25 protein-coding genes, 1 tRNA gene and 2 pseudogenes are annotated in these 24,476 nt (G+C 59.1%); 10 read left to right on the plus strand and 18 right to left on the minus strand.

From position 1 onward, the window contains the following. Positions 1 to 33 precede the first annotated feature (33 nt). Genes WGT02_RS00525 through bfr form a run of 4 tightly spaced genes read left to right on the plus strand, consistent with a single transcriptional unit; the run spans position 34 to position 5,810 of the window. Positions 34 to 1,449: a DNA polymerase Y family protein gene (locus tag WGT02_RS00525; protein ID WP_024313296.1), complete on the plus strand. Its 1,416-nt coding sequence runs from the start codon at positions 34 to 36 to the stop codon at positions 1,447 to 1,449. Beyond that, complete coding sequence (locus WGT02_RS00530) at positions 1,449 to 4,877, plus strand: error-prone DNA polymerase (protein WP_208249443.1); 3,429 nt, start codon at positions 1,449 to 1,451, stop codon at positions 4,875 to 4,877. The genes WGT02_RS00525 and WGT02_RS00530 overlap by 1 nt, the downstream gene beginning before the upstream one ends. Before the next feature lie 59 nt (positions 4,878 to 4,936). Continuing rightward, positions 4,937 to 5,359 carry a (2Fe-2S)-binding protein gene (locus WGT02_RS00535; protein WP_082321269.1) on the plus strand — a complete coding sequence of 141 codons (423 nt, stop codon included), beginning with the start codon at positions 4,937 to 4,939 and terminating at the stop codon, positions 5,357 to 5,359. Further along, a complete protein-coding gene (gene bfr, locus WGT02_RS00540; protein ID WP_024313293.1) occupies positions 5,325 to 5,810 on the plus strand; it encodes a bacterioferritin in 486 nt (161 codons plus the stop codon). Before WGT02_RS00535 ends, bfr begins: the two co-directional genes overlap by 35 nt. Positions 5,811 to 5,846: 36 nt before the next feature. Here bfr and WGT02_RS00545 read toward each other — a convergent pair whose 3' ends face one another. The 6 genes from WGT02_RS00545 to rsfS form a co-directional block, all read right to left on the minus strand. After that, on the minus strand, positions 5,847 to 6,380 hold the full coding sequence (locus WGT02_RS00545; RefSeq protein ID WP_024313292.1) for an RNA pyrophosphohydrolase: 534 nt from the start codon (positions 6,378 to 6,380) through the stop codon (positions 5,847 to 5,849). A 12-nt stretch (positions 6,381 to 6,392) separates the two neighbouring features. Beyond that, a complete protein-coding gene (locus WGT02_RS00550; protein WP_024313291.1) occupies positions 6,393 to 7,598 on the minus strand; it encodes a divergent polysaccharide deacetylase family protein in 1,206 nt (401 codons plus the stop codon). Between the two features lie 81 nt (positions 7,599 to 7,679). After that, on the minus strand, positions 7,680 to 9,002 hold the full coding sequence (locus tag WGT02_RS00555) for a S41 family peptidase (protein ID WP_024313290.1): 1,323 nt from the start codon (positions 9,000 to 9,002) through the stop codon (positions 7,680 to 7,682). Then, positions 8,992 to 10,455, minus strand: coding sequence for a murein hydrolase activator EnvC (locus tag WGT02_RS00560; RefSeq protein WP_024313289.1), 1,464 nt, complete (start codon positions 10,453 to 10,455; stop codon positions 8,992 to 8,994). The genes WGT02_RS00555 and WGT02_RS00560 overlap by 11 nt, the downstream gene beginning before the upstream one ends. 92 nt (positions 10,456 to 10,547) lie before the next feature. Further along, on the minus strand, positions 10,548 to 11,030 hold the full coding sequence (rlmH, locus tag WGT02_RS00565; RefSeq protein ID WP_024313288.1) for a 23S rRNA (pseudouridine(1915)-N(3))-methyltransferase RlmH: 483 nt from the start codon (positions 11,028 to 11,030) through the stop codon (positions 10,548 to 10,550). A gap of 115 nt (positions 11,031 to 11,145) precedes the next feature. Continuing rightward, positions 11,146 to 11,589: a ribosome silencing factor gene (gene rsfS, locus WGT02_RS00570; RefSeq protein ID WP_007791018.1), complete on the minus strand. Its 444-nt coding sequence runs from the start codon at positions 11,587 to 11,589 to the stop codon at positions 11,146 to 11,148. Between the two features lie 204 nt (positions 11,590 to 11,793). Between rsfS and WGT02_RS00575 the strand changes: the two genes are divergently transcribed. Then, complete coding sequence (locus WGT02_RS00575; protein ID WP_024313287.1) at positions 11,794 to 12,153, plus strand: winged helix-turn-helix domain-containing protein; 360 nt, start codon at positions 11,794 to 11,796, stop codon at positions 12,151 to 12,153. Here WGT02_RS00575 and modC read toward each other — a convergent pair whose 3' ends face one another. From modC to obgE, 7 genes are all read right to left on the minus strand, one after another. Next, the gene (gene modC, locus WGT02_RS00580) at positions 12,154 to 13,221 is read right to left on the minus strand and encodes a molybdenum ABC transporter ATP-binding protein (RefSeq protein WP_024313286.1); all 1,068 of its coding nucleotides are present in this window, start codon (positions 13,219 to 13,221) and stop codon (positions 12,154 to 12,156) included. Beyond that, on the minus strand, positions 13,218 to 13,919 hold the full coding sequence (gene modB / locus WGT02_RS00585; protein ID WP_024313285.1) for a molybdate ABC transporter permease subunit: 702 nt from the start codon (positions 13,917 to 13,919) through the stop codon (positions 13,218 to 13,220). The genes modC and modB overlap by 4 nt, the downstream gene beginning before the upstream one ends. A gap of 74 nt (positions 13,920 to 13,993) precedes the next feature. Beyond that, positions 13,994 to 14,779, minus strand: a complete 786-nt coding sequence (gene modA, locus WGT02_RS00590) for a molybdate ABC transporter substrate-binding protein (protein WP_208249441.1) — start codon at positions 14,777 to 14,779, stop codon at positions 13,994 to 13,996. A gap of 488 nt (positions 14,780 to 15,267) precedes the next feature. Further along, positions 15,268 to 15,861 carry a nicotinate-nucleotide adenylyltransferase gene (locus tag WGT02_RS00595; protein ID WP_210363345.1) on the minus strand — a complete coding sequence of 198 codons (594 nt, stop codon included), beginning with the start codon at positions 15,859 to 15,861 and terminating at the stop codon, positions 15,268 to 15,270. A 37-nt stretch (positions 15,862 to 15,898) separates the two neighbouring features. After that, positions 15,899 to 17,182: a glutamate-5-semialdehyde dehydrogenase gene (locus tag WGT02_RS00600; protein WP_024313282.1), complete on the minus strand. Its 1,284-nt coding sequence runs from the start codon at positions 17,180 to 17,182 to the stop codon at positions 15,899 to 15,901. Then, entirely contained in the window at positions 17,175 to 18,344 is a 1,170-nt protein-coding gene (gene proB, locus WGT02_RS00605) for a glutamate 5-kinase (RefSeq protein WP_024313281.1), read from the minus strand. Before proB ends, WGT02_RS00600 begins: the two co-directional genes overlap by 8 nt. Then, positions 18,331 to 19,413 carry a GTPase ObgE gene (gene obgE, locus WGT02_RS00610; RefSeq protein WP_024313280.1) on the minus strand — a complete coding sequence of 361 codons (1,083 nt, stop codon included), beginning with the start codon at positions 19,411 to 19,413 and terminating at the stop codon, positions 18,331 to 18,333. The genes proB and obgE overlap by 14 nt, the downstream gene beginning before the upstream one ends. 84 nt (positions 19,414 to 19,497) lie before the next feature. On the opposite strand from obgE, the gene WGT02_RS00615 reads away from it, so the two are divergent. Further along, a complete protein-coding gene (locus WGT02_RS00615) occupies positions 19,498 to 20,361 on the plus strand; it encodes an endonuclease/exonuclease/phosphatase family protein (protein ID WP_208249438.1) in 864 nt (287 codons plus the stop codon). A 42-nt stretch (positions 20,362 to 20,403) separates the two neighbouring features. Here the strand turns inward: WGT02_RS00615 and WGT02_RS00620 are convergent, their stop codons facing one another. From WGT02_RS00620 to rplU, 4 genes are all read right to left on the minus strand, one after another. Beyond that, positions 20,404 to 20,952 (minus strand): GNAT family N-acetyltransferase, encoded by a 549-nt coding sequence (locus WGT02_RS00620; protein ID WP_375678877.1) that lies wholly within the window; start codon positions 20,950 to 20,952, stop codon positions 20,404 to 20,406. A gap of 35 nt (positions 20,953 to 20,987) precedes the next feature. Further along, on the minus strand, positions 20,988 to 21,644 hold the full coding sequence (locus WGT02_RS00625) for a GNAT family N-acetyltransferase (protein ID WP_208249434.1): 657 nt from the start codon (positions 21,642 to 21,644) through the stop codon (positions 20,988 to 20,990). A gap of 126 nt (positions 21,645 to 21,770) precedes the next feature. Continuing rightward, positions 21,771 to 22,040: a 50S ribosomal protein L27 gene (gene rpmA, locus WGT02_RS00630; protein WP_004127267.1), complete on the minus strand. Its 270-nt coding sequence runs from the start codon at positions 22,038 to 22,040 to the stop codon at positions 21,771 to 21,773. 35 nt (positions 22,041 to 22,075) lie between these two features. Next, positions 22,076 to 22,393 (minus strand): 50S ribosomal protein L21, encoded by a 318-nt coding sequence (rplU, locus tag WGT02_RS00635; RefSeq protein ID WP_024313277.1) that lies wholly within the window; start codon positions 22,391 to 22,393, stop codon positions 22,076 to 22,078. Positions 22,394 to 22,698: 305 nt separating this feature from the next. Between rplU and WGT02_RS00640 the strand changes: the two genes are divergently transcribed. After that, a tRNA-Ser gene (locus WGT02_RS00640) sits at positions 22,699 to 22,788 on the plus strand. A gap of 44 nt (positions 22,789 to 22,832) precedes the next feature. Here the strand turns inward: WGT02_RS00640 and WGT02_RS00645 are convergent. Continuing rightward, a pseudogene (locus WGT02_RS00645) lies at positions 22,833 to 23,126 on the minus strand (IS481 family transposase); the annotation flags it as partial. Between the two features lie 135 nt (positions 23,127 to 23,261). Between WGT02_RS00645 and WGT02_RS00650 the strand changes: the two are divergent. From WGT02_RS00650 to WGT02_RS00660, 3 genes and pseudogenes are all read left to right on the plus strand, one after another. Continuing rightward, positions 23,262 to 23,414 (plus strand): annotated as a pseudogene (locus WGT02_RS00650) (site-specific integrase); the annotation flags it as partial. A 251-nt stretch (positions 23,415 to 23,665) separates the two neighbouring features. After that, a complete protein-coding gene (locus WGT02_RS00655; RefSeq protein WP_024313275.1) occupies positions 23,666 to 23,995 on the plus strand; it encodes a helix-turn-helix transcriptional regulator in 330 nt (109 codons plus the stop codon). Beyond that, positions 23,992 to 24,471 carry an SRPBCC domain-containing protein gene (locus WGT02_RS00660; protein ID WP_024313274.1) on the plus strand — a complete coding sequence of 160 codons (480 nt, stop codon included), beginning with the start codon at positions 23,992 to 23,994 and terminating at the stop codon, positions 24,469 to 24,471. The genes WGT02_RS00655 and WGT02_RS00660 overlap by 4 nt, the downstream gene beginning before the upstream one ends. The last annotated feature ends 5 nt before the right edge of the window (positions 24,472 to 24,476 follow it).

A 24,476-nucleotide genomic window follows, 5' to 3' on the forward strand; every position in this document is an offset into this window, starting at 1 on the left:
CCAATCGTCTGTTCCAGTCGCCTCAACAATACGATGCGGCTGACGGCGCTGGATGAGGCGGCAGAAGCCCTCAATCTGAGAAAGAGTATGGGCGTCGCCGAGGCCCGCGCCATCTACCCCAAGCTCGATGTGATTGAGGACGACCCGGCCGCCAACCGACGCTTCCTGGAAGCGATTGCCGACTGGTGTGATCGCTATACCCCGCTTGTCGCGCTCGACAGGGTTGACGGCCTGTTTCTCGACATCACCGGCTGTGCCCATCTGTTCGGCGGCGAGACGGCACTTCTCAAGGATATTCTCGCCAGACTTTTCCAGATGGGGATTGACGCACGCGGCGCCGTCTCTTCGTCGCCGGGATTGTCCTGGGCTATCAGCCGTTTCGGTCCAGGCGGGATCATCGAACACGGGGAAGCCGAGCAAGCTCTGGCCTCTTTGCCGGTCGCGGCCCTCCGCCTCCAAGAAGAAATCGTGGGCGCCCTGAATAAAATGGGGCTCAAATATGTGGGCGACCTGCTGGACGCACCACGCGCCCCGCTTGCCCGCCGCTTCGGAGGAGCCTTGCTCTTGAGGCTCGATCAGGCGCTTGGGACAGATGAAGAGCCTGTATCTCCGCGGCTGCCAGTCGCGAGCCTCTCGGTCGAACGTCGCCTGATCGAACCGATCGGAGCCGAAGACGATATTCTCGCGCTCACCGGTCAGGTCGCTGTCTCCCTGAAGCCCTCGCTGGAAGCCCGTGGCGTCGGAGGTCGTATCTTCGAACTGGTCCTGTTCCGCGTCGATGGAAAGGTTTTCCGTATTTCCGCAGGGACGGCCCAGCCCCTGAGAGAGCCCAAGCGTATCGCCGCTCTCTTTGCTGAGCGCCTGCAGGCAATCCACGATGATTTCGATGCAGGCTACGGATTCGAAATCCTTCGTCTCAACGTGCTCCTCCACGAAGATTTCGTGACGTCGCAAGGCGACTTCGAAGCTTGCCAACAAAAGGATGCATCGCTTGCTGCCTTCGTGGATCGGGTTTCCGCCCGCCTTGGGCAAGACTGCCTGCAGACCTTTCAATTGCGGGAAAGCCACGTTCCGGAAAGAGCCGTCATTGCCGTACCCGTAATCGATCACCTATCCGCGCCAGAGATCAGGGAAGGACATCCTCCACCGGCCAGGAGCGAGCGGCCTATCCGATTGCTGCGCAAGCCGGAACGAATGGACGCCTTTGCCGTCGAAGTCCCCGATGGTGCACCCGCCAGCTTTTGCTGGCGACGCATGCAGCATCGGGTCCTGAAGAGCGAAGGGCCTGAACGGCTGGCAATGGAATGGTGGCTCGATGGGTCGGATGCGCGGGATAGGGATTATTTCCGTATCGAAGACGAGCAGGGACGCCGCTTCTGGATCTATCGGCATGGTCACTATGAGCGTGACGCAACACAGAACTGGTACATGCATGGAGTTATTGCCTGATGCCCGCGTTCTTCGAGATCGGCGCCAAGACCAATTTTTCGTTTCTGGAGGGTGCATCCAAGCCCGAAGAAATGATCGTCCAGGCTGCAGTTCTGAAGCTTGGAGGACTTGGCATTGCCGACCGCAATTCGGTTGCAGGCGTTGTCAGGGCGCATGCCCAGTCAAAGGCGATCCAACAGAAATTCGAGCGAATGAAAGCCGGGCTTCTGGAGGAGCATGAAAAGAAGGACGTCATTCTCGATCCGATCCGTTTTCAGCCGGGCGTCCGCCTGGTCTTCGCGGATGGAACGCCGGAGATCCTTGCCTATCCGCAGGATCGCAAAGGCTGGGCACATCTCTGCCGATTGCTGAGCGCTGGCAACCTAAGAGCCGAAAAGGGAAAGTGCATCCTGACGGAAGCGGATCTGATGGAATGGGGGGACAACATGATGCTCGCGCTCGTTCCCGATCCGTCCATTGCCGATGATGGCAATCACGCGGCGTTCGAAGCCTGCTTGGAACGCTTCCGAAAGCGTTTCCGAAAAAAATTCCACATGGCGCTCGCCCCCGCCTACGACGGCCGCGACAAGCGCATGTTCGCGACCATCTCCATGCTGGCCGACCGCAATCGCATCCCGCTGATCGCCACCAACCAGCCGCTCTACCACGACGCCAGCCGTCGCCCCCTCGCTGACATCGTAACATCGATCCGGGAACACGTTCCGATTCCCCAGGCCGGCTTTCATCTCGCGCCGAATGCCGAGCGCTATCTCAAGGAGGGGGACGAAATCCTGCGGCTCTTCAGAGACTGTTCGCATGCCATAACCAACACGGAAAAGTTTTTTGGCAGCCTTTCGTTTTCACTTGACGAACTGGAACACAACTATCCCCCCGAGAATGACGAGGGGGAGACGCCTTATGAAACCCTGGAACGCCTTACCAAAACCGGCGCGGCAAAACGCTTCCCCGGCAGCATACCGGAGAAAGTCCGGCGGAACATCGAATACGAACTGAGCCTCGTTCGCCAGAAGCAATATGAACCATACTTCCTGACGGTCCACCGGATCATCCAACACGCTCGCCATGAGAAGAAGATCCTCTGCCAGGGTCGCGGCTCTGCGGCAAACTCGGTCATTTGCTATTGCCTTGAAATAACGGAGGTCAATCCGGAGAAGAGCACGCTGCTCTTCGATAGATTTCTGTCGATGGATCGTGACGAGCCCCCGGATATCGATGTCGATTTTGAACACGAGAGGCGCGAAGAGGTCGTCCAGCATATCTACGAGAAATACGGCAAGGAACATGCCGGCCTGACGGCAGGGGTGACGACCTACCGCACCCGGTCCGCCGGACGCGAAGTCTCGAAAGCCTTTGGCCTTTCGGAGGACGTCCAGTCCGCGATTGGCAGTCTGGTCTGGGGTTGGTCGGAGGAGAAACTATCCGAGCGGGAGGCAAAGGCCGCCGGGCTCGACATTTTCGACCCCATGACTAAGAACGTGCTGAAATACGCATCGGAACTTCTTGGCTTTCCCCGCCACCTCACCCAGCATGTCGGAGGCTTCGTCATCACCAGGGACAGGCTGGATGAAGTCGTTCCAATCATGAAGACGGCAATGCCGGGGCGCTACATGGTCGAGTGGGACAAGGATGACCTCGACAATCTGAAGATCCTCAAGGTCGACATTCTGGCGCTTGGAATGCTGACCGCACTGAAGCGGGCATTCGATCTGCTTCTCCTGCATTACGACGTCAAGAAGACGCTTGCCGATCTCGGCAACGACAAGCATGAAGACGAAGAGCCCGTCTACGAGATGATATGCCGGGCCGATACGCTTGGCGTCTTCCAGATCGAGAGCCGGGCGCAGATGAGTATGCTACCGCGCCTGAAGCCCAAAAAATTCTACGACCTCGTCATCGAGGTCGCCATCGTTCGGCCCGGCCCCATCCAGGGCGACATGGTCCACCGATACCTGAAACGCAGAGAAGAAAAGGCGCGCGGTATCCCAATAGCATATCCAAGCAAGGAGTTGGAAAGTGTCCTGGAGCGAACGCTTGGCGTACCGCTCTTTCAGGAACAGGCGATGCAAATCGCGATCACAGCGGCTGATTTCATGCCGGCCGAAGCCGATCAGCTGAGGCGGGCCATGGCGACCTTCAAACGGACGGGCACCATCGGCAATTTCGAGAAGCGATTCATTGAGGGCATGGTTAAGAAACAATACCCGCGCGATTTCGCCCAGCAATGCTTCAATCAGATAAAGGGTTTTGGCGAATACGGTTTCCCGGAAAGCCACGCCGCCTCATTCGCGCTACTCGTCTACGCCTCGTCCTGGGTAAAGGCTTACTATCCCGACGTCTTCTGCGCCGCGATGCTGAATTCGCAGCCGATGGGCTTTTATGCCCCCGCCCAGCTCGTCAGGGATGCCCGGGAACATGGCGTTGAGATCAGGCCGGTCGATATCAACGAGTCGAACTGGGATTGTCTGCTGGAAGAGGCCGAATTCGACAAAGGCGCAATTGATTTCCGGTATGCCGCCATGCGGGAGGTCATCCAGACAATGCGAGCGGTTCGGCTTGGGTTTCGGCAGATAAAAGGGCTGTCGGAAGCGAACATGCAGCAGCTGGTCGCCAACAAAGGCAAGGGCTATTCCTCGATCCGCGATCTCTGGCTGCGGTCGGGCCTGCAAAAGGCAGATATAGAGCGACTTGCCGATGCAGATGCCTTTCAATCCATCGGACTGTCGCGGCGGGAGGCACTCTGGGCTGTGCGGGCGCTCGATGCGAAGAGTGCTGCCGAAAAGCTCCCTCTGTTCGACCAGGTAAGCCACATCGACCTGCAGGTCGAGCCTGAAACACAGCTGCCGGAAATGCTGCCAGGCGAACAGGTCATTGAGGACTACCGTTATCTCTCGCTCTCCTTGAAGGGCCACCCCGTCTCATTCCTTCGCGATGAATTCCGCAAAGCCGGGGTCGTTCGGAATGTCGATCTTCTCACCGTCCCGAACGGCACAAGGGTGACGATCGCCGGCCTGGTCTTGGTGCGTCAGCGACCGGGCTCGGCCAAGGGCGTCATCTTCATGACATTGGAAGACGAGACGGGCGTTGCCAACGCCATTGTCTGGAAGAAGGCATTCGAAAGATACCGCGCGATCGTCATGGGAGCACGGCTCGTGAAGATTCATGGCAAGCTTCAGAGCCAGAGCGGCGTGATCCACACTGTCGTTGACCATATCGAGGATATGACGCATGCGCTTGGTATCCTGCAGAAGGAAGCCCGTCGATTCGGCGTTAGCGATCGTTCGGATGAAGCGCTGAATCCGACAATGGATCCTCGCCAAAGGAAAATCGCAAACTCACTTGAAAAGGCAGTCATGGAGAAGAGGCTGATTTCAAGCAGCCTTTCTGGAGAAACAACTCAAGTCATGCCGAAAGGCCGCAATTTTCATTGAGGACAGCTCATCAAGCTGCGACCTACTGGATTGCATCATACCTGAAGAGCTTCCTTTTCATTTTCGCAACATGCGACGAATGGTCTAGTCCACGGTTCGATTTTTTCTTGACACTCGCCGTCTTCTTTTGCAGAAAAGACGATAGTGAATGTCATGTTTGGAATGACGCCGTGCTTGTCTGCAGCTGCAACTACATAACTGATCACGAAATCCGGGAAGTCATCAACGAGCTTCTCGAGCAGGACTGTTGGCAGCTCATCGTGCCTGCAAAGGTATACCACGCCATGGAAAAACGGGGCCGCTGCTGTGGCTGCTTCCCGAACGTGGTCGATATTATCATCCAGACAACCGAGGAATATCACGCCCGTCACCACTCGACGGAAGACGAAATATTTGATTTCATGTCCCGCCTGAGAAAATTCCATGAAGAAACCAGGAGAGTGGACATTGAAAGGCGACAAAAAAGTCATCGAGCGGCTTAACGAGGCCCTCTTTCTCGAACTCGGCGCCGTAAACCAATACTGGGTCCATTACCGACTTCTTGAAGATTGGGGCTATACCAAGCTTGCCAAGAGGGAACGGGCGGAATCCATCGAGGAAATGCATCACGCCGACCGCCTGGTCGCACGCATCATCTTCCTCGAAGGTCATCCCAACCTCCAGACCCTTGCACCGCTTCGCATCGGCCAGAACGTCAAGGAAGTTCTGGAAGCCGATCTTGCCGGCGAATACGATGCGCGTACCGCCTACAAGAAATCACGCGACATCTGTCATGAGGCCGGCGACTATGTCTCGATGAAGCTGTTCGAGGAGCTTCTGGCCGACGAGGAAGGTCACATCGACTTCCTCGAAACGCAGCTCGATCTGCTCGGCAAGATCGGCGAATCGAAGTACGGCCAGCTCAACGCCGACTCCGCCGACGAGGCCGAATAAGATCGCCAATGACCGGCAGCCTTGGCCGCCGGTCGTTCACTCTGCGGCACTCAGGTCAGCCAGGTGCCTGAACTCATCGACGACCTGCTCGTAGACAGCCCGTTTGAAGGGCACGATGAGACCGGGCAGGCTTTCCATCGGCTTCCAATCCCAGGCATCGAATTCAGCGGCATGGCCCCCAGGTGGCGGATTGATCGCGATCTCGCTCTCGTCTCCATCGAAACGGAACGCGAACCAGCGCTGTGTTTGGCCGCGGAACTTTCCCTTCAGCCCGATGCCGACCAATTGCGGCGGCAAATCGTAGTTGATCCAGTTCTTGGCTTCCGCGAGCAGCGTCACAGTGCGAATCCCTGTTTCCTCGTAAAGTTCGCGGTAGGCGGCCTGGAGCGGATCCTCGCCCTTGTCCATGCCGCCCTGCGGCATCTGCCAAAGCTGCGGCGATCCATCATACTCGGAATTCTCTTCCGGAATCCTTCGCCCCGCCCATACGAGGCCCTGGCGGTTGAGGATCATAACGCCGACGCAGGGGCGATACGGAAGGTCCTCGGCTTTAGCGATCGGCTTGCTCATCGGCTCTCTCTATCAAGGCCTTTTGGGATCGTTGGTCAGCGCGGCAACACCGACAATCTCAATTCCTCGCATGGCGGCTTCCTGCGTCCATTGCGCGATGGCATCAATGCTCTCATCAAAGGCGGCGGCAACGCCGATTGCCTGGCCATTGCGCTTTGCGACGCGTTCAAGTTCGTCCAGCTTCCCGATGATGGCGTTCACGTCAAGCTGCTTGTCCAGCTGTACATCGGCAAAGGCATAGGGCATCTCCGTCCCCTTTGCGATCACCGCGGTCTTGGTCTGGGCCGAGGTTCCGTCGTCAAGAAACAGCAGCCCGCGCTTTCCGATATCTCGCATGACCGGCTCCATGGCGTTCGGGTCGGCAAGGAAGCGGCCACCCTGATAGTTCATGATGCCCGTATAATTGGTGATCTCGCCCATCGCCCGGTGCAGGCTTTCAATATTCTTCGCAACCGACTTCGACGTCAGAAGCGTGTCGGGTCCGGGATCGTTCGCCGGGTAATCAAAAGGCTCGAATGGAACCTGCAGCAGGATCTCGTGGCCACCGCGGCGCGCTTCCTGCATCCAGCGCTGCAAACTGTTGCCGCTGGCGGCAAACGCGAACGTGACCTCCTCCGGCAATTGCTGGATGGCCCGCTGTGTACCGGTCTGGCTAAGTCCGAGGCCACTGACGACGATAGCGATGCGTGTTCCGTGCGCACCGGACCATGGTCGCGCATACTGGTCCATCGGGCGACGCCCGTCCGGCCCGACGATCGGCAGCCGTCCCAACTGCGTCTCTTCCAGAAGGGTGTCATTCGGTATCGCCGCCATCCGTGGATCCTGCCCGACCTGCGAGGCATCGACCAACACCGGGCCATTGCCGTCGCGTTGTCTCGGAGAGTACTTCGTGACGACAGATCCGTCGCCTGCGACCATCTGCTCTACATTCGCACCCGATCTTGGATTGGAAGACACCACGCCATTGGGAGCAGCAGCGGATGGAGATTGCGGCGGCACCTGGTTCGGAGCGGCGTCTGAAGGTGGCGCGGCCGTCTGGTCTTGCGCCGACGGCGCCTCCCGCTTCAACCCGTCGCCGCGAAACGCCGTATAGAGAGACGAAGCCCCAATCAGGACGAGGCAAATCCCGGCCACAACACGACCCGTACGCAGAATGCCGGGCCGCTGGCGCCTGGCCTTGCGATTCTGTCCCAGAGGTGCGTGCAAATCGGTATTCAAACTTCTTTTCCGCTTCAGAATCAGGACAGCAAAAAGGCGTCAGGCCGGATACACCATTCGGCCTGACGCCTAAAATTGCAATTACTTGGCGCTGACGGCCTTGTCCGGATTGGGCGGGAAGGACGGATCAGTCTTCTTGCCGCGAAGCAGGTCAAGTGCGTAGTTGAGCTGGACGTCGTCCTTCGGATCCGGAGGAACATAGGCAACGGAACCGGAGCCCTCGTCCGTCTCGCTCTTACCCTTGATGTGCCCGCGCAGGCTGGACTCGCCTTCCGTGACCATCTTGCCCTTGAGGTCATCCGGAAGGGGCTCCTCAACCTTGATATCAGGCGTGATGCCTGTGCCTTGGATCGAGCGGCCCGATGGCGTGTAGTACAGCGCCGTCGTCAGTCGCAGCGCTCCGTTTTCGCCGAGTGGGATGATCGTCTGAACCGACCCCTTGCCGAACGAGCGCGTACCGAGAACGGTGGCGCGGCGCAGATCCTGCAACGCACCGGCAACGATTTCCGAAGCAGATGCCGAACCGCCGTTGATAAGCACGATCACTGGCTTTCCATCGGTCAGGTCGCCCGGCCCGGCGTTGAAGCGGCGGGTCTCGTCCGCATTGCGGCCACGGGTGGAAACCACTTCGCCACGCTGCAGCAGCGCATCCGATACCTGGATTGCCTGATCGAGCAGACCGCCAGGGTTCAGACGCAGGTCGAGGACGTAGCCCTTCAGCTTGTCGGCTGGAACCGTCTTCTTGATCTTCTCGATCGCTTTTTCAAGATCGGGGTAGGTCTTTTCCGTAAACGAGATAACGCGCAGGTAGCCGACATCGTCCTCGACGCGCGACTTGACTGCCTGAACCGCGACGACGTCGCGAACGATCGTCAACTCGATCGGTTTATCAGCACCCTTGCGGATCAGAGTGAGCTTGATAGGCGTGTTGACCGGGCCACGCATCTTTTCGACTGCATCTTCCAGCTTCAGGCCGCGGACCGACTGACCATCGATCTCGGAGATGTAATCACCAGCAAGCACGCCGGCCTTGGCTGCGGGCGTGTCGTCGATCGGGGTGATGACCTTGACAAGCTCGTCTTCCATAGTGACCTCGATGCCGAGGCCGCCGAATTCGCCCTTCGTCTGGGTCTGCATATCGGCTGCATCCTTGGCATTCATGTAGCTCGAATGCGGATCCAGCGATGAAAGCATGCCGTTGATGGCATTTTCGATGAGCTTGTCCTCGGCCGGCGGTGTCACATACTGCGCGCGCACGCGCTCAAAGACGTCACCAAAAACGGAAAGCTCCTTGTAAGTGGAGGCTCCAGCCGCTTCCGCAGGAACACCCGCCGAATAGATAACGCTCATCGCGGTCGCACCCATCAATGCGCCGACCAGAACAAGAGAAGCCCTACGAATCATTGCGTGCCTTTCCAGTGTCTTTAGCGGTCCACCAAGGCCGGGAATCGACCGGTTTTCCATCTTTTCGAAATTCAATGTAAAGCGTTGGACGGTTGGTTTCCAGCGCCAATGCTGTTGCGCTCGCCACTCTTTTTGCGCCCATGGCAGCAAGCGGCTCGCCGGAGAAAACGAACTTGCCCTGGCGCGTGCTGATCGTCTCCATTCCGGAGAGGACGAGGTGGTAGCCGTCGCCGGTGTCGAGGATGATCATTTGGCCGTAGCTGCGGAATGCGCCCGCATAGACAACAAGCCCGTCAGCGGGAGCGGTGACCACCGTTTCCGGATTGGTGGCAAGCGTCATTCCCATCGCCTCATGGCCGGTTCCGTCGGCATCGCCGAACTGGCGGAGGATATCGCCTGCCACAGGCAATTCCAGCTTCGCCTTCAATTCTCCGAAGGGATATGCGGGCGCAATGCGGTTTTTATCAGGCACACCGCTCTCTGCGAGCGCCTTGGCTTGGGCGCGCTGCTCGTCGGTCAAGAGCTTGCGGTTCTCCTCGGCCTGGCGGGCTGCAGCGGCGGCTTCGCGAACCGATGCGATCTCGGTTTCCATCGATGCGACCAGACCCTCCAGGCTTGTCGCCTTGCTGGCAAGATCTTCCGAGCGTTTCCTCTCCGCATCCAGTTGCGCGGCGCTGCTGCGGCTCAGCTTTTCGTTCTCGGCGAGAAGCAGGTCCATGCGGCGCTCCTCCTCGATGCTGTTCGTCATCGTTGCGGTGAGGCTGGACTTCTCGGCAGCGCTTGCAGCCTGCAACGAAGAAAGGTTGGCGAGATCGGCGGCGAGCTTGTCGGTCTCCTTCCGGATGCCGGGAACCACCGCGCCAAGCAGGATTGCGCTCCGTACCGAGGCAAGCGCGTCATCAGGCGTGACAAGTAGCGCCGGCGGCGGATTACGCCCCATGCGCTGCAAGGCACCCAGCACCTCGGCCAGCAAGCCGCGCCGTTCATGCAGCGACCCCCGAACCGCATCTTCTTTTACGCCCAGATTGGCAAGCTTCTTTTCGCTCTCCAGGATCTGTTTCTCGAGCGACTTACGCCGCGTCGCCGAATCGATCAGCGCCTGACGAACACTGCTGGTGCTCTTGTCCAAATCGGCGATGCTCTTCTGAAGCTCGGCAACCTTATCGGACGAGAGGCCAATCGTCTTCGACAAGGCTTCAAGCTGAGCCCTTGTCTCGTCCCGTTTCTTCGCCAGGTCGGCCGCCGGATCGGCGGGCGGTTGTGCCACCACGGTCGTCGTCGCAGCAGCCGCCCCGGATGCTGTCGAGGCCGGCGGTCCGGTATCTCTCGACGCGTCCTGCGCGAAGGCGCTGACGGCGAAGGGTCGGTTCGCAATTGCCGTCACAGAGACGCTCAAGCCTGCGGCCAAGGCCGACAGAATGACGTATTTTTGCTTGAACGCACGTGTCGGCATACGAGCTGCGAGATCCTTTAAAATCGCGCGGAGATTAAGCTGATTTGGCATGCTTTGCCAGATCGATTGATGATGCGCGCATACCGCACCGGCTAGGGGCGATGATATGGATGGCCCGAAAGGATCGTAACGGCTCGGTACAACTGTTCTGCAATCAGCGTGCGAACCAACTGATGCGGCCAGGTCATCTTGCCGAGACAAAGGGTGGCATCGGCAAGGTCGTATAGCGACGGATCGAGACCGTCGGCACCGCCGATAGCAATCGTCAGGTCGCGCTTTCCCTGATCGCGATAGTTTCCAAGGAGGCTGGCAAATCCTTCGCTATCCAATGCCTTGCCCCGCTCGTCCAACAGAATGAGAACGCTCCCATCGGCCAGCGACTTTTGCAGCATCGCCGCTTCGTCACGCTTGCGGGTATCGGCATTCGAGGCACGACTTTCGGCAACTTCGGCCACGCGGGAGAATTCGAGGCCAACCGCGGGGCCGGCCTTGGCAAAGCGATCGAAATAGCGGGCCGCAAGATCTTTCTCCGGGCCGGACTTCAGCCGCCCCACTGCAAAAAGACCAACACGCATCATCCGCTCCCGCAGTTCGGCATAAGGCGACACACACGTGCCGCTGGCCGGGTTCGATCATCCGGCCAATGAAATGCCGTCTATCAGGCGCCGGACGCAGCGTCCAGGCAGCCTGTTAGTGCACCGTTTCCTCGTCCATATCAGGCGCGGCCCACATCTTTTCGATGTTGTAGAACTCGCGTATCTCAGGACGGAAGACATGGACGATGACATCGCCGGTGTCGATCAGGATCCAATCGCCGCCTTCCTGACCTTCGACACGGGCGCTTCCAAGGCCCTCGTCTTTGAGATCAGTCAGCAGGTGGTCAGAGATCGCCATGACATGCCTGTTCGAGCGCCCGGAGACGACGACCATGAAGTCCCCCAGTGCCGATTTTCCAGCGATGTCGATGGTGACGATATCTTCAGCCTTAGAGTCCTCGAGGCTTGTGAGGACGGCGTGCAGGGCGCGGGCGGCAGCATCGGCGCCACGTTCCGGGCTCTTTGGGACAACGGCAAGCGTTTTTCCCTTGGCGTGTACTGTTGTCAGCGCTTTCCCTTTCTCGGAATGACAAAACATGCACATCACTGATTTGGTGACCAAATCATAGTTAAGATAGGCACCAAACCATTAACGTTTCAAGACGCGCACAATCACAAAGCGTGAATGTCCGTCTTAGTAACAAACCTTTGTTGAATGGAGGACTGCATGTCGCCGGCTGTGTACAGCCCCTATGACCGCACGTAAAGTAAGTTCCGTTTCCGACTACAAAAGACCCGTCCGATGAAAAGCCCCGCCGCAGACACACTCACTCCGATTCTCCGCATCAGCTTTCCCCATCAAGACAGGCTTGGGCGCGGCAAGATGGAGCTGCTCGAACATATCAGGGACACGGGATCGATTTCCGCCGCCGGCAGAGCGATGGACATGTCCTATCGTCGCGCCTGGTTGCTTGTCAGCGACATGAACAGGATGTTCCGGGACCCCGTAGTCGAATCCCAGCGCGGTGGGCAGAAGGGAGGGGGTGCGGCTCTGACGCCGTTTGGCGATGAACTCCTTGCCCGCTTTCGAAAGATGGAGCGGATGATGAAGTCCACGCTTGCGGAGGATCTGGCATGGCTGGAGGCCAACAGTAGTCGCTGATCATTGTTCCAGGGCGACAGTCTTTATGACGGCGAAGACCGGCGCCCCGATGCACACGCCCAGCCGCTCTGCCGAAAAGCTTGTAATCCGGGAAAGAATGATATCCCCGCCACAATCCATCAGAACATCGACCGTCGCGTCATCAGCCTGCGTCATGTTCTGAACAGTGCCCTTCAGAATGTTCAACGCGCTTAGTGCCTCGGGCTCTCTCATCGCGAGCATGACATCACGGGAGGGGATCCGGACGCGAACGGCCTTGCCAGGTGTGAGCATCGCTCCCGGGACACGAAGCCGGGCCGATTTTAAGGCAATCGTCGCAATGCGATGCTGTGCGTCGACGCTTTCCACTTTACCTTCGAGGAGAGCACCAGTGTCACGCCGTTCGAACGAGGCGGGCGGATGGCTCAGCACATCCAAGGCTGAACCGACCGCCTCCACCTTGCCATCCTGCATGACCACGACCTGATTGGCGAGGCGCGCTACCTCGGTGATCGAATGGCTGACATAGACGATCGGAATATCCATCTCGTCACGCAGCCGCTCGAGATAGGGCATGACCTCGGCCTTTCGGGCATCATCCAAAGCCGCCAGCGGCTCGTCCATCAATAGCAGACGCGGAGCAGAGAGCAGCGCCCGGCCAATTGCCACGCGTTGCTTCTCGCCACCGGAGAGCTTTTCCGGCCTGCGCTCGAGCAAGTTTTCGATGCCGAGCAATGCAACAATTCGATCCAGGCTCTCCGCCGGACCGGCGGCTTTGGCAAACCACCGACCATAGGACAGGTTGTGACGGACGCTGAGGTGCGGAAACAGCCGCGCCTCCTGGAAGACATAACCGAACCTGCGGCGATGCTTCGCAACAAAGATTCGCCGGTCGGTATCCGTGACGACCTCGCCGTCGAGGATCACCTGTCCATCGTCGGGCCGCGCCAAACCGGCAATGATACGGATCATAGACGTCTTGCCGGAACCGGAACGACCGAAAAGCGCTGTGATACCGCACTCCGACGTAAAGGCGGCATCAAGCGCGAAGGCACCAAGCCGCTGCTTTGCTTTCACGACGAGCGTCATTCCGGATCGATCCTCCGACCGGCGATGCGGGAGAGGAATTCCGAGGCAAGCAACGCGACCATCGAGATGGCGATGGCGACGAGGGTCAATCGCAAAGCGCCGGCATCACCGCCCGGCACCTGCGTAAAGGAATAGATCGCGGACGAAAGCGTCTGCGTCTCGCCCGGAATGTTGGAGACGAACGTAATCGTCGCCCCGAACTCTCCCATCGCTTTGGCAAAGGAAAGAACCATGCCGGCAATGATCCCAGGGAGCGTCAGGGGTAGCGTGATCGTCAGAAAGACCCAGATTGGACTGGCTCCCAGCGTGCCGGCTGCCTCCTCCAATTTTCGATCGACCGCTTCGATCGAAAGCCGGATGCTGCGCACCATCAAGGGAAAGGCCATGACCGCGCAGGCAAGTGCTGCACCTGTCCAGCGGAAAGATAATACGATGCCGAAATACTGATCGAGAAAACTGCCGATCGGCCCGCGCCGCCCGAAGAGGATCAGTAAAATGAAGCCCGTGACGACAGGGGGCAGGATCAGCGGCAGGTGAACGACACCATTGAGAACCGACTTACCCCAAAACCGCCCGCGCGCGAGCAGAAGGGCGACCCCGATGCCAAACGGGAGACTCGCCAGCATCGCCACCACTGACACGCGCAGGCTGAGCAAGATCGCCGTCCATTCATCATTGCTCAGGCCGAGCGCATCCAAGCTGTTTTCTCCAAAAATAGGAGGCCCTGTCGGACGGGCCTTCTCACGCTATGTCTTCATGCGAAAATTCGCAATCATTTCAAGATGGTGAAGCCTTGCTCGGTAAAAAAATGAGCCGCCTTTTCCGATTTCAGGAATTCCAGGTAAGCCCTAGCATCCGGGTTCTTGCTCTCGGAGAGAATGGCAATTGGATAAACGATCGGCGGATGCGAGTCCGCCGGGAACGTGCCGACGACAGCAACGCCCGTATCGGCGGCGGCGTCGGTCTGGTACACGATGCCATAAGGCGCCTCGCCGCGCGATACCAGGGCGAGCGCGGCACGAACGCTCTCGGCACCGGCGACCTTGGCCTCAACCGAGGGCCACACGCCAAGCGCTTCGAGTGCAGCCTTGCCATACTTGCCGGCCGGCACAGACTTCACCTCGCCCATCGCGAGTTTGCCGTCACCGAGCAGAGCAGCGAGGTCAAAACCCTTTTTGATCTCGACCGGCTTGGCGTGATCCTTGGTTGCGACAAGTACGATCCGGTTACCCAACAGATTTGACCGGCCGTCGACCCTGATCAGGCTCTTCTTCGCAAGATAGTCCATCCAGTCCAGGTCGGCGGAGATGAAGATGTCGGCAGGCGCGCCGCCTTCGATCTGCTTTGCAAGCGCCGAGCTCGCAGCATAGGAGGCAACGGCTTCCTTACCGCCGTCCTTTGCCCACGCGGCGTTCGCTTCATCGAGCGCGTTCTTCAGGCTGGCCGCCGCAAAAACAGTGACCTTTTCCGCAGCTGCGGCAGGCGTTGCGGCAACACCCGTGAAGACTGCCGAAATGGCAGCGGCGGCAAATTTGATCCATTGGCGGCGACTGCGCATGATCTCTCCCCGAATCTTCGAAATATCCGGAGAAATATAACGTTGCCAGCGACTTGGCCAGCGTTATATTTTCGTAAGCATAACCATCTGGTCGCTCGCCAACCCCCGACTTCACGCATTCGTGATGTGCAAGGCTGAGCAATGCCACTCCTTGAAAACGCGAAAGCGACCCTAAAATTCTAGGGGAAAGCTTGCAGAGATCGTGATGCTTCGGCAGAAATCGTTGAGAATGCAAAAGAAATGAGCAAACTGGAAACGGTTTCCAGCTACAGCTATGCTCATGACGCATTGCTGCAATGCAATGGACTCGCTTCAAAAATCCGAGGACTATGGTACAACACTTTCATCGAACGGCGATCTCCTCCTCCCAAAGCCGTTGGATATGGATCGGCAACACTCCTCCTCCCAGTTGTCGATCAAGTTTATGAAGCCCGACGGATCTCCTCCCCCGTCGGGCTTTTCATTTGCGCTCTCACGGAAAATCGAACTTATTTCAAGGCACCGTTCGTGGCGCGGATGGCGGTCGAGCTGAGGCCGGATCGAGGACCGTGTATGAACGTCCAGGCTGGTGCCCGCCGCTTCCAGAGCGCGCGGGAATCGTCCTCATCGATGCGAGCGAAATCAAATGTCCTCGCCATCTTCGACGACAGAAACGACAGCGTGGAGCCCGGCCGGTCGATAACGGCAATCGGAAATGTGTTGACGATGTCCTGCCAGCGTTGCCACAGATGGAAAGTCTTCAGGCTGTCCGCCCCCATGATCCAGATGAAATGGACATGCGGGTTGCGCGCTTTGACGCGCGCCAACGTGTTCGCCGTGAAGCTCGTCGCGAAATCACGCTCGAACGCCGTGATCTTGATCGAGGGATGTCGGGCAAGCCGCTCGCTCAAAACGATGCGTTCGGCAAGCGGCAGCAGATGCCGCCGATCCTTCAGCGGATTGCCGGGAGTGACCATCCACCACAACTGGTCGAGGCCGAGACGCTTGATTGCGATTTCGGCGACCAGCGCGTGTCCCTCATGCGGCGGATTGAACGAACCGCCGAAAAGACCGACCACCATGCCCCGCTCGCTATGCGGCATGCTAAAGCAACGCCGGTCGATTTCGTCGTTGATCACGTCAGGGCCGGGTCTGTCCGGTGCCGTGCACGCGGTATTTGAAGGATGTCAGCTGCTCGACGCCCACAGGGCCGCGAGCGTGCATCTTGCCGGTCGCGATGCCGATCTCGGCACCCATTCCGAACTCACCGCCATCGGCAAATTGCGTCGATGCATTGTGCAGCAGGATCGCCGAATCAACCTCGGTGAAGAACCTCTCCACCACGGTTGGATCCTCGGCAATCACGGCCTCGGTGTGGTTGGAGGAGTAGGTCTGGATATGCTGGATCGCGCCGGAAATGCCATCGACGACGGCGACCGAAACGATGGCATCCAGATACTCTGTCGACCAGTCTTCCTCCGTGGCGGGCTTCACGCCAGGCATTGCCTGAACAACGGCGGCCGAACCGCGGATCTCGCAACCGGCTCCCGCCACGGCTTCCAGCAGCGGACGAAGATGTGTATCGGCTGCAGCACTATCGACGAGAATCGTCTCCACTGCACCGCAGATACCCGTGCGCCGCATCTTCGCATTGACGACGATCTCCTTCGCCATACGGAGATCGGCGGACGCGTCCACATAAATATGGCAAAGCCCCTCGAGGTGCGCGAAGACGGGCACTCGGGCCTCATTCTGAACGCGCGCCACAAGACTCTTGCCGCCACGCGGAACGATAACGTCGATTGCACCATCCAGTCCGCGCAGCATCGCGCCGACGGCGGCCCTGTCGGTCACCGGCACGAGCTGAATGGCATGGTCTGGAAGTCCGGCGGCCTTCAAGCCCTGTACGAGGCAGGCATGGATCGCCTGCGAAGAACGCCGAGAGTCCGAACCACAACGCAGAACGACTGCATTGCCGGCTTTCAGGCAAAGCGCACCCGCATCCGCCGTCACGTTCGGACGGCTCTCGAAAATCACCCCGATGACGCCGAGCGGTGTGCGAACGCGCTCGATCTTCAAGCCATTCGGCCGCTCCCAGGCTGCGACCACCTCGCCGACCGGATCCTTGAGGGCGGCAATCGCGCGGATACCCTCGGCCATGTCGGCGATACGCTTTTCGGTCAAAGTCAAACGATCGACGAAGGACTCGAGCATATCAGTGCCGGCGACGTCCTTAAGATCCTTGGCATTCTCCGAGAGGATGTGATCGTTGCCGGCGAGGATCGCATCTGCCATGGCACTCAACGCCCTGTTCTTCGCCTCGGTGGATGCAAAGCCCAACGGTCGCGCCGCGGCCTTTGCCTTGCGGCCGATGTCGTTCATCAGCACGTCAATGTCAGGGCTCTGCGCAACGGTATCAAGCATAGCTTGCGTCCTTCTTCTGCCTTTCTGATTTTGATTTGATCTGCGAGGTCATCACCATGTCGTCGCGATGGATCATCGCCGCGCGTCCCGCGTATCCGAGAATCGCCTCGATCTCCGCAGACTTGCGGCCGGTGATCTGCCGCGCCTCTTCGGCATCGTAGCCGACAAGCCCTCGGGCGATCTCGCGGCCGTGGGGGCCGACGATCGCCACCGTATCGCCGCGGCTGAACAGCCCGACAACCTTGCGCACGCCTGCGGGAAGCAAGCTCTTGCCGGCACCGAGCGCAGCAACGGCGCCCTCGTCGACGTGAAGTTCACCCGCCGGCTGCAGCTGGCCCGCAATCCAGGTCTTTCTCGCTGTGACGGGCGTGCCTGACGGCGCAAACCATGAGGAACGCGCCCCACTCTCGATTGCAGAGAGCGGACTGTCCGTTTTACCGGAGGCAATGATCATTGCGCAGCCGGCCGTCGTGGCGATTTTGCCGGCATCGATCTTGGTGCGCATGCCGCCACGCGACAGCTCGGACGCTGCGCCACCCGCCATGGCTTCGATCTCAGGCGTGATCTCAGCGATCGTGGCGAGAAACTCCGCCTGGGGATCGAGATGCGGCGGCGCCGTATAGAGACCATCGATGTCGGATAGCAGAATCAAGAGATCGGCGCCGGTCATCGTCGCGACACGCGCAGCCAGACGATCATTGTCACCGTACCGAATTTCGCTGGTGGCAACGGTGTCGTTCTCGTTGATGATCGGCACGGCACCGATCTTTAAAAGCTGATTGATGGTGGCGCGCGCGTTCAGATAGCGGCGGCGCTCTTCGGTGTCGCCGAGCGTCAGGAGAATTTGGCCGGCAACAATCTCGTCCCTCGACAGGCTTTCTGACCAGGCACGCGCCAGGGCGATCTGGCCGACGGCCGCCGACGCCTGGCTTTCCTCCAGCTTCAGCGCGCCCGAAGGCAGGTCGAGGACCGACCGGCCGAGCGCGATCGCGCCCGAGGAAACGACGAGGATGTCAACGCCCTTGGCTTTCAGCGCCGCAATATCGCGGCACATCGCGTCCAGCCATGCCTTCTTCAGACCCGTCTTGCGATCGACGAGGAGAGCCGAGCCAATCTTGATGACGACGCGCCGATAGCGCTGAAGCGACTTACGCGTCGTCATTCGCCTCGCCTTCGTCATCCGACACCATGTCGCGGTGGCGAAGCTTTGGTGCCTTGGCAAGCTTTTCCGCCGCACCGGCATTCGCCTCGACGATGATATCCCGCAGGGCACGCAACACTTCGGTCATGCCCTTGCCAGTCGCCGCCGAAATCTGGAACGGTGTCCTGCCGCAAGCCTTGGCAAGTTCCTTCGTTTTCTTCTTCAGTGTTGCATCGTCCAGTACGTCGATCTGCGAAAGCGCAACGATCTCGGCTTTGTCGGTCAGGTCGTTGCCATAGGCTTCGAGCTCCGTCTTGACCGTCGTATAAGCCTTGCCGACTTTTTCCTCCTGCGCAGACACGAGATGCAGCAGCACGCGCGTGCGCTCGACGTGTCCAAGGAAGCGATCGCCAATGCCCACGCCTTCATGCGCGCCTTCGATCAACCCGGGAATATCAGCGAGAATAAACTCCTGCCCGTCGATGGTGGCCACGCCGAGGTTTGGGTGAAGCGTCGTGAAGGGATAGTTGGCGATCTTCGGTCGGGCACGCGTTACAGCTGCAAGAAAGGTCGACTTACCGGCATTTGGCAAACCGACGAGGCCGGCATCAGCAATCAGCTTCAGATGCAGCCAGACCGTCTTTTCTTCGCCGGGCAGACCCGGATTTGCCCAATCCGGCGCCTGGTTGACCGACGACTTGAAATGCGCGTTGCCGAAACCGCCATTGCCGCCCGTCGCGATCCGGAACCGTTGCCCCTCTCTCGTCAGGTCGCAGATCAATGTTTCCTGGTCCTCTTCGAGAACCTGCGTGCCGACCGGAACCTTGAGTGTGACATCATCGCCGTTGGCGCCGGTGCGGTTTCTACCCATACCGTGCGTGCCGATTTTAGCCTTGAAGTGCTGCTGGTAGCGGAAGTCGATCAGCGTGTTGAGACCATTGACCGCCTCGACCCACACATCGCCGCCGCGTCCGCCGTCTCCGCCGTCGGGGCCGCCGAACTCGATGAACTTCTCGCGCCGGAAGGAGACACTGCCCCCGCCGCCGTCTCCGGACTTGATATAGACCTTTGCTTCGTCGAGAAATTTCATTTTACTTCCATTGTCCAGTGGCAGCTCATCGCCCCTCTTGCCGCTTTCGATATAGGCGGTTCAATCGGAGGTCAAAGGGTTATCGTGAAGTTTGCGAGCTATAACATACAGTACGGCTTCGGTCTTGATGGCATCTACGACCTCGACCGAATCGCTGCGAGCCTCGAGGGCGGCGACATCATCGCGCTCCAGGAGGTGACCCGGGGCTTCGTTCGCAACGACTATGCCGACATGGTTGCGGACCTTGCCGCGCTTTTTCCCAACCATTTCTGGGCCTATGGACCTGCATGTGATCTGCATGTCGAGGAGGCTTCCGACGGTTGGCCGCCGCGCGGAACCCGTTTCCAGTTCGGAAACATGGTGCTCTCGCGCTGGCCGATCCTGTCGACCCGAACACTGCTTCTGCCGCGCAGCCGAACGATCTCCAAGATTAATCTCCAGCGCGGGGCGACTGAGGCCGTTATCGGGACGCCTGCCGGCGCGCTGCGTGTTTACTCGGTGCATCTCGATCATGTCTCCATCGACGAGCGCGCCCGGCAGCTTTCCCACCTGAACGAGCGCATCAATGCCTTTGTTACCGAGGGCGGGTCGCTCACGGGTTCCGCAGAATTCGATATTAGCGATCCGCCGCTGCCCGAGGACTATATCGTCATGGGAGACTTCAACATGACGCCGGAATCGCCGGAATATTGCATTTTCGCTGGCGCCACCGACGGCTATTACGGCCGCGTCCCGCGCATTGGCACGCCCATCGACGCACTTGCGGCGCTGAAGCCCTACACGCCCGGCAGCTATAGCTGGATGGATCCCAAGGATCACGGCAAACGCATGCATCTTGATTACTGCTTTGTCAGCTGCGGCGTTGCTGGCCGCCTGAAATCGGCAAAGATCGATACGAATTCGGTCGGCTCCGATCACTTTCCCGTCTGGGTCGAGATCGAGGCATAGGGGTCGAGGCGTCCTGATGTATCGGGACGCCTCCTTTTCATCTCAAGCGATCCTGGCCTGTTGCAGGGCACCTGGCTTCAGCATCGTCTCGACATGCGTCACCATAGTGTTGCGCGCGAAGCTGTAGATTTCGCCGCAACCGGTCATCCGGAAGCCAAGCTTTTCCTGCAGCTTCAGCGACGCCGGGTTGTCGGCGAAGACACCGGAATGGACCGCTATCTCAGGCATTCGGCGCGAAAAGCGCCCCAACACAGCCGATACCGCCTCGCTCATGTAGCCCCGCCGCCAGTAGTAGCGGTTCAGCCAATAGCCAAGGTGCCAAAGTCCATGGCGAAGCTCGACCGAGACGACGCCGATATGAGCATCGTCGCCGGCCGTGATGGCAAACTGCCAATCGGGCATGCTTCCGGCCGTCACCGGCACCAGCCAGTCGAGCGCGTCCTGCCTGTCGTAGGGAGCAGGAACGCGCGCGAGCATCCGGGTGACGGCGAAATCGGACAACGTGTCTGCAATCGCATCCGCGTCACTCAGCCTGTGCGGGCGCAGCACCAGCCGATCCGTTGTGATGACCGACAGCGAACCGGGCGTCATCGACTGGCTCCTGGATCTTCGAAGACTGATCGCGTTCATAAGACGCTCCCCCAGCTTCTCAACGACATCCAGGTCTTGCGATCGAGCCTGTACCACTCGACCGGCACGTTGCTGCCGAGCGCCAGTGATGCCGCCAGCCCCGATCCCTGGAACTGGAAACCGCACTTCTGGATGACCCGCCGCGAAGCGACGTTCATGACCCGGCAACGGGCATCGATCTGATCGACATCCTGCCTTGTACGGAAGACCATATCGACCAGAGCGTGGCATGCCTCGGTCATAAAGCCTTGATTCCAGTAAGGTTCTCCAAGCCAGTAACCAATCTCGACAGTCCGCCCGTCGAGATGCGGTTCGACCCCGCAGCAACCCACAAATGCGCCGTTCTCCGCTTTGGTAATCGCATAGACGCACTTGCCGATCTCGCCGTTTTTCGTGCGACGCACGAAGTCGGCGGCATCATTGGCCGTGTACGGGTGCGGCATACGCGACACCATGGTGGCGACTTTGGCGTTGTTGGCAAGATGGGCAAGGGCGTCGATGTCTTCTTCGTGCGGCGCGCGCATGACGAGCCGTTCCGACAATAAGACAGGGCAATCGGCCCTTAACCGTTCCGGCCTCAGCCGTTCCTTGGGAGACCGCTGGTCTTCCCGGGGAGACCGCGATTGGCCTTCCCTTAACAATTCGCCTTGCATGTTCAGTCCTCCTTCGTTGGACAAGAAAAAAGGGGAGATGGCGCCCCATCTCCCCTGTTTTCTGGACTGAACCTGATACGCTCAGCCGGGTCGATGAGACGCCGGCTGTTTTAGAGCGCTACCGGCTTATTCCGCTGCTTCCGCTTTCGGCATTACAGACACGTATACGCGACCGTTGGCCTTCGTTCGGTAGTTCACATTGCCGGCGGTAAGAGCAAAGATCGTGTGATCCTTGCCGAGGCCGACGTTGGAACCCGGATGCCACTGCGTACCGCGCTGACGCACGATAATGTTGCCTGCGATGACGGCTTCGCCGCCGAACTTCTTCACGCCAAGGCGCTTGGATTCGGAATCACGACCGTTGCGCGATGAACCGCCAGCTTTTTTGTGTGCCATTGGAGTTCTCCTTTAAACCTTAAAGTCCCGTGATCTTACTGAGCAGCCACGATGTCCGTAATACGGACAACGGTGTGATGCTGGCGATGGCCGCGCGTACGCTTCGAGTTCTGACGACGGCGCTTCTTGAAGGCGATGACCTTCTTGCCGCGGTTGTGCTCGACCACTTCGGCCTTGACGGAAGCGCCCTTGACGAAGGGAGCACCAATCGCAGCGTCGGCGCCTTCGCCGATTACGAGGACTTCGGTGAATTCAATTGCGTCGCCAGCGGTTGCTTCAAGCTTCTCGATGGTCAGCACGTCGTTTGCTGCCACACGGTACTGCTTACCGCCGGTCTTGATGACTGCGAACATTTTTTATCCTTTCATGTTCGTTCCGGCTCATACCCGCAACAAGCAGGTGGCCGTCTTTTTATCAGTCGAGGTTAAGCAGGGATTTCAGAGGCTTTCGCCCAGAACTCTCGCTGCCGGTGATCCGCCCCGCGCGAACGCGAGACTGGCAAGGCGCGGACTTATCCACACCTATTGCGAAGCCGAGATACGCGAGGCCAAAAACACTGTCAAGACAAAAGGATGAAAAGCATTGAGATTTCGTCTTGCCAGCCCGTCATTCTCTCGCTAAGAGAACGCCCGCGCCGAACAAGCGCCGACCAGACCGCGGAGAGGTGGCAGAGTGGTCGAATGCACCGCACTCGAAATGCGGCATACCTGCAAGGGTATCGTGGGTTCAAATCCCACCCTCTCCGCCATTAAATCCTCTGTCCAGCCCGGAGACATAGGTAACAAAACGTACCTAACACATGGGTGACAACCTCGTGCCGAACGGGTTGTCGATGGTTTGCAAAGTCCTCTGCTCCAGGTCGATATCTCCCAGATCATAGTGCATGAAGCTAACGAGCCAAATACCGTCGTCGACTTCCTTGATTCCCAGTTTCTGTCCTGCCAGCACGGTCGAGATATTGATCTTCTTGCGGTAGATGCAGATGCGGCCGCAATTGGTCACCAGTGCGTCACGGTCGTGGAACGGATAATCGATCTCCGGCAGCCCGTTATATCGGCGCGCCGATGGTGTGTAGAGAACGACCGGCGACTCAGCGTCCTTCGTTTCGAGACCTGTTGGCAACGCCGAAGTGATAGGTAGATGTTCGTTATGCGCCGGGGTAGTCCTTGGCTTCCTCCCAGGGGCATCTACGGGTGATCTTCGGTATCGATGGGAGATCACATGGCGACGATCCGCAAACTTAGAGGACGCTGGCAAGCCCAGGTTCGCCGGCGCGGCATGAAACCCCGCTGCAAGTCCTTTGGTACGAAGCTGGAAGGGGAGAAGTGGGCGCGTGACCTGGAGGCCCCGGTCGATCGCTTCGGTGCCGCGCCGGTCTCAACGTGATCGAGGTTTCTACGATCAGCGGGCACAAGGAACTGCGAATGCTCCGGAGATACGCACACCTCAGTGCGGATGATCTCGTTGCTCGTCCGGGGTAGCCATGCATGTGCCTAGCATGCAGGCTGTGGCAGCCACTACTGCGATGCGGAAGGGGGCGGCGAGAGCCGTCCCTTCGTGCATTGGCGCACAGGTTAATTCAAATAGCATTGACTAATTGATTAGTGTCGGCTATTTGATTGCTCATGACCGAGGCTGAAACCATAACTGCTGTCATGCGCGCCCTTGCTGATCCCACGCGGCGGGCCGTGTTCGAGCGCATCGTCAATTCCGACGAGATCACCGTCGTTGAGTTGACCCGCGGCAGCAGTGTGACGCAGGGCGCTATCTCCCAACATCTCAAGTCCTTGAAGCAGGCCGGCCTTGTTTGCGAGCGCCCCGAGGGGCGCAATGTCTATTATCGTGCCCTCCCCGACGGTCTGGACCCGCTAGCCGACTGGATGAGCGACTATGGCGTATTCTGGCGCGAACGCTTCGCCGATCTGAGAAACCTGCTGAAGGAAATTGACCCATGAACCAAGCCGTGAATCCGGACACGCAGGCCATTGTGGTCGACGACGTCTTCCCGCACGCGCCCGCAGTCATCTGGAAAGCCTTGACGAGCGGCGAGCTCATCGGCCGTTGGCTGATGGCGCCGACTGGCTTCGAGCCTGCAGTCGGCAGCCATTTCACCTTTCAAACCAAGCCGGCAGGCGAATGGGACGGCACCATTCATTGCGAGGTGCTGGAGGTCGTGCCGAATGAGCGTCTGTCCTATGCGTGGAAGGGCGGCCATGAGGGCAATGACGGCTATGGCTCGAAACTGGAGACCGTGGTCACCTTCACCCTCTCCACGGCCGAGACGGGCACGCGCCTGCGCCTCACCCATTCCGGCTTCGTGCTTCCGAAGAACGACACCGCCTACCGCAACATGAGCGAAGGCTGGAAAAAAGTGGTCAAGAATCTCGACAGAGTGGTCGCCGAAGAGGCGTCTTCGCAAAGGCTGCATTGAAGCAA

This window comes from Rhizobium sp. T1470 (assembly GCF_042140505.1).
GTDB classification, from domain to species: Bacteria; Pseudomonadota; Alphaproteobacteria; order Rhizobiales; family Rhizobiaceae; genus Rhizobium; species Rhizobium favelukesii.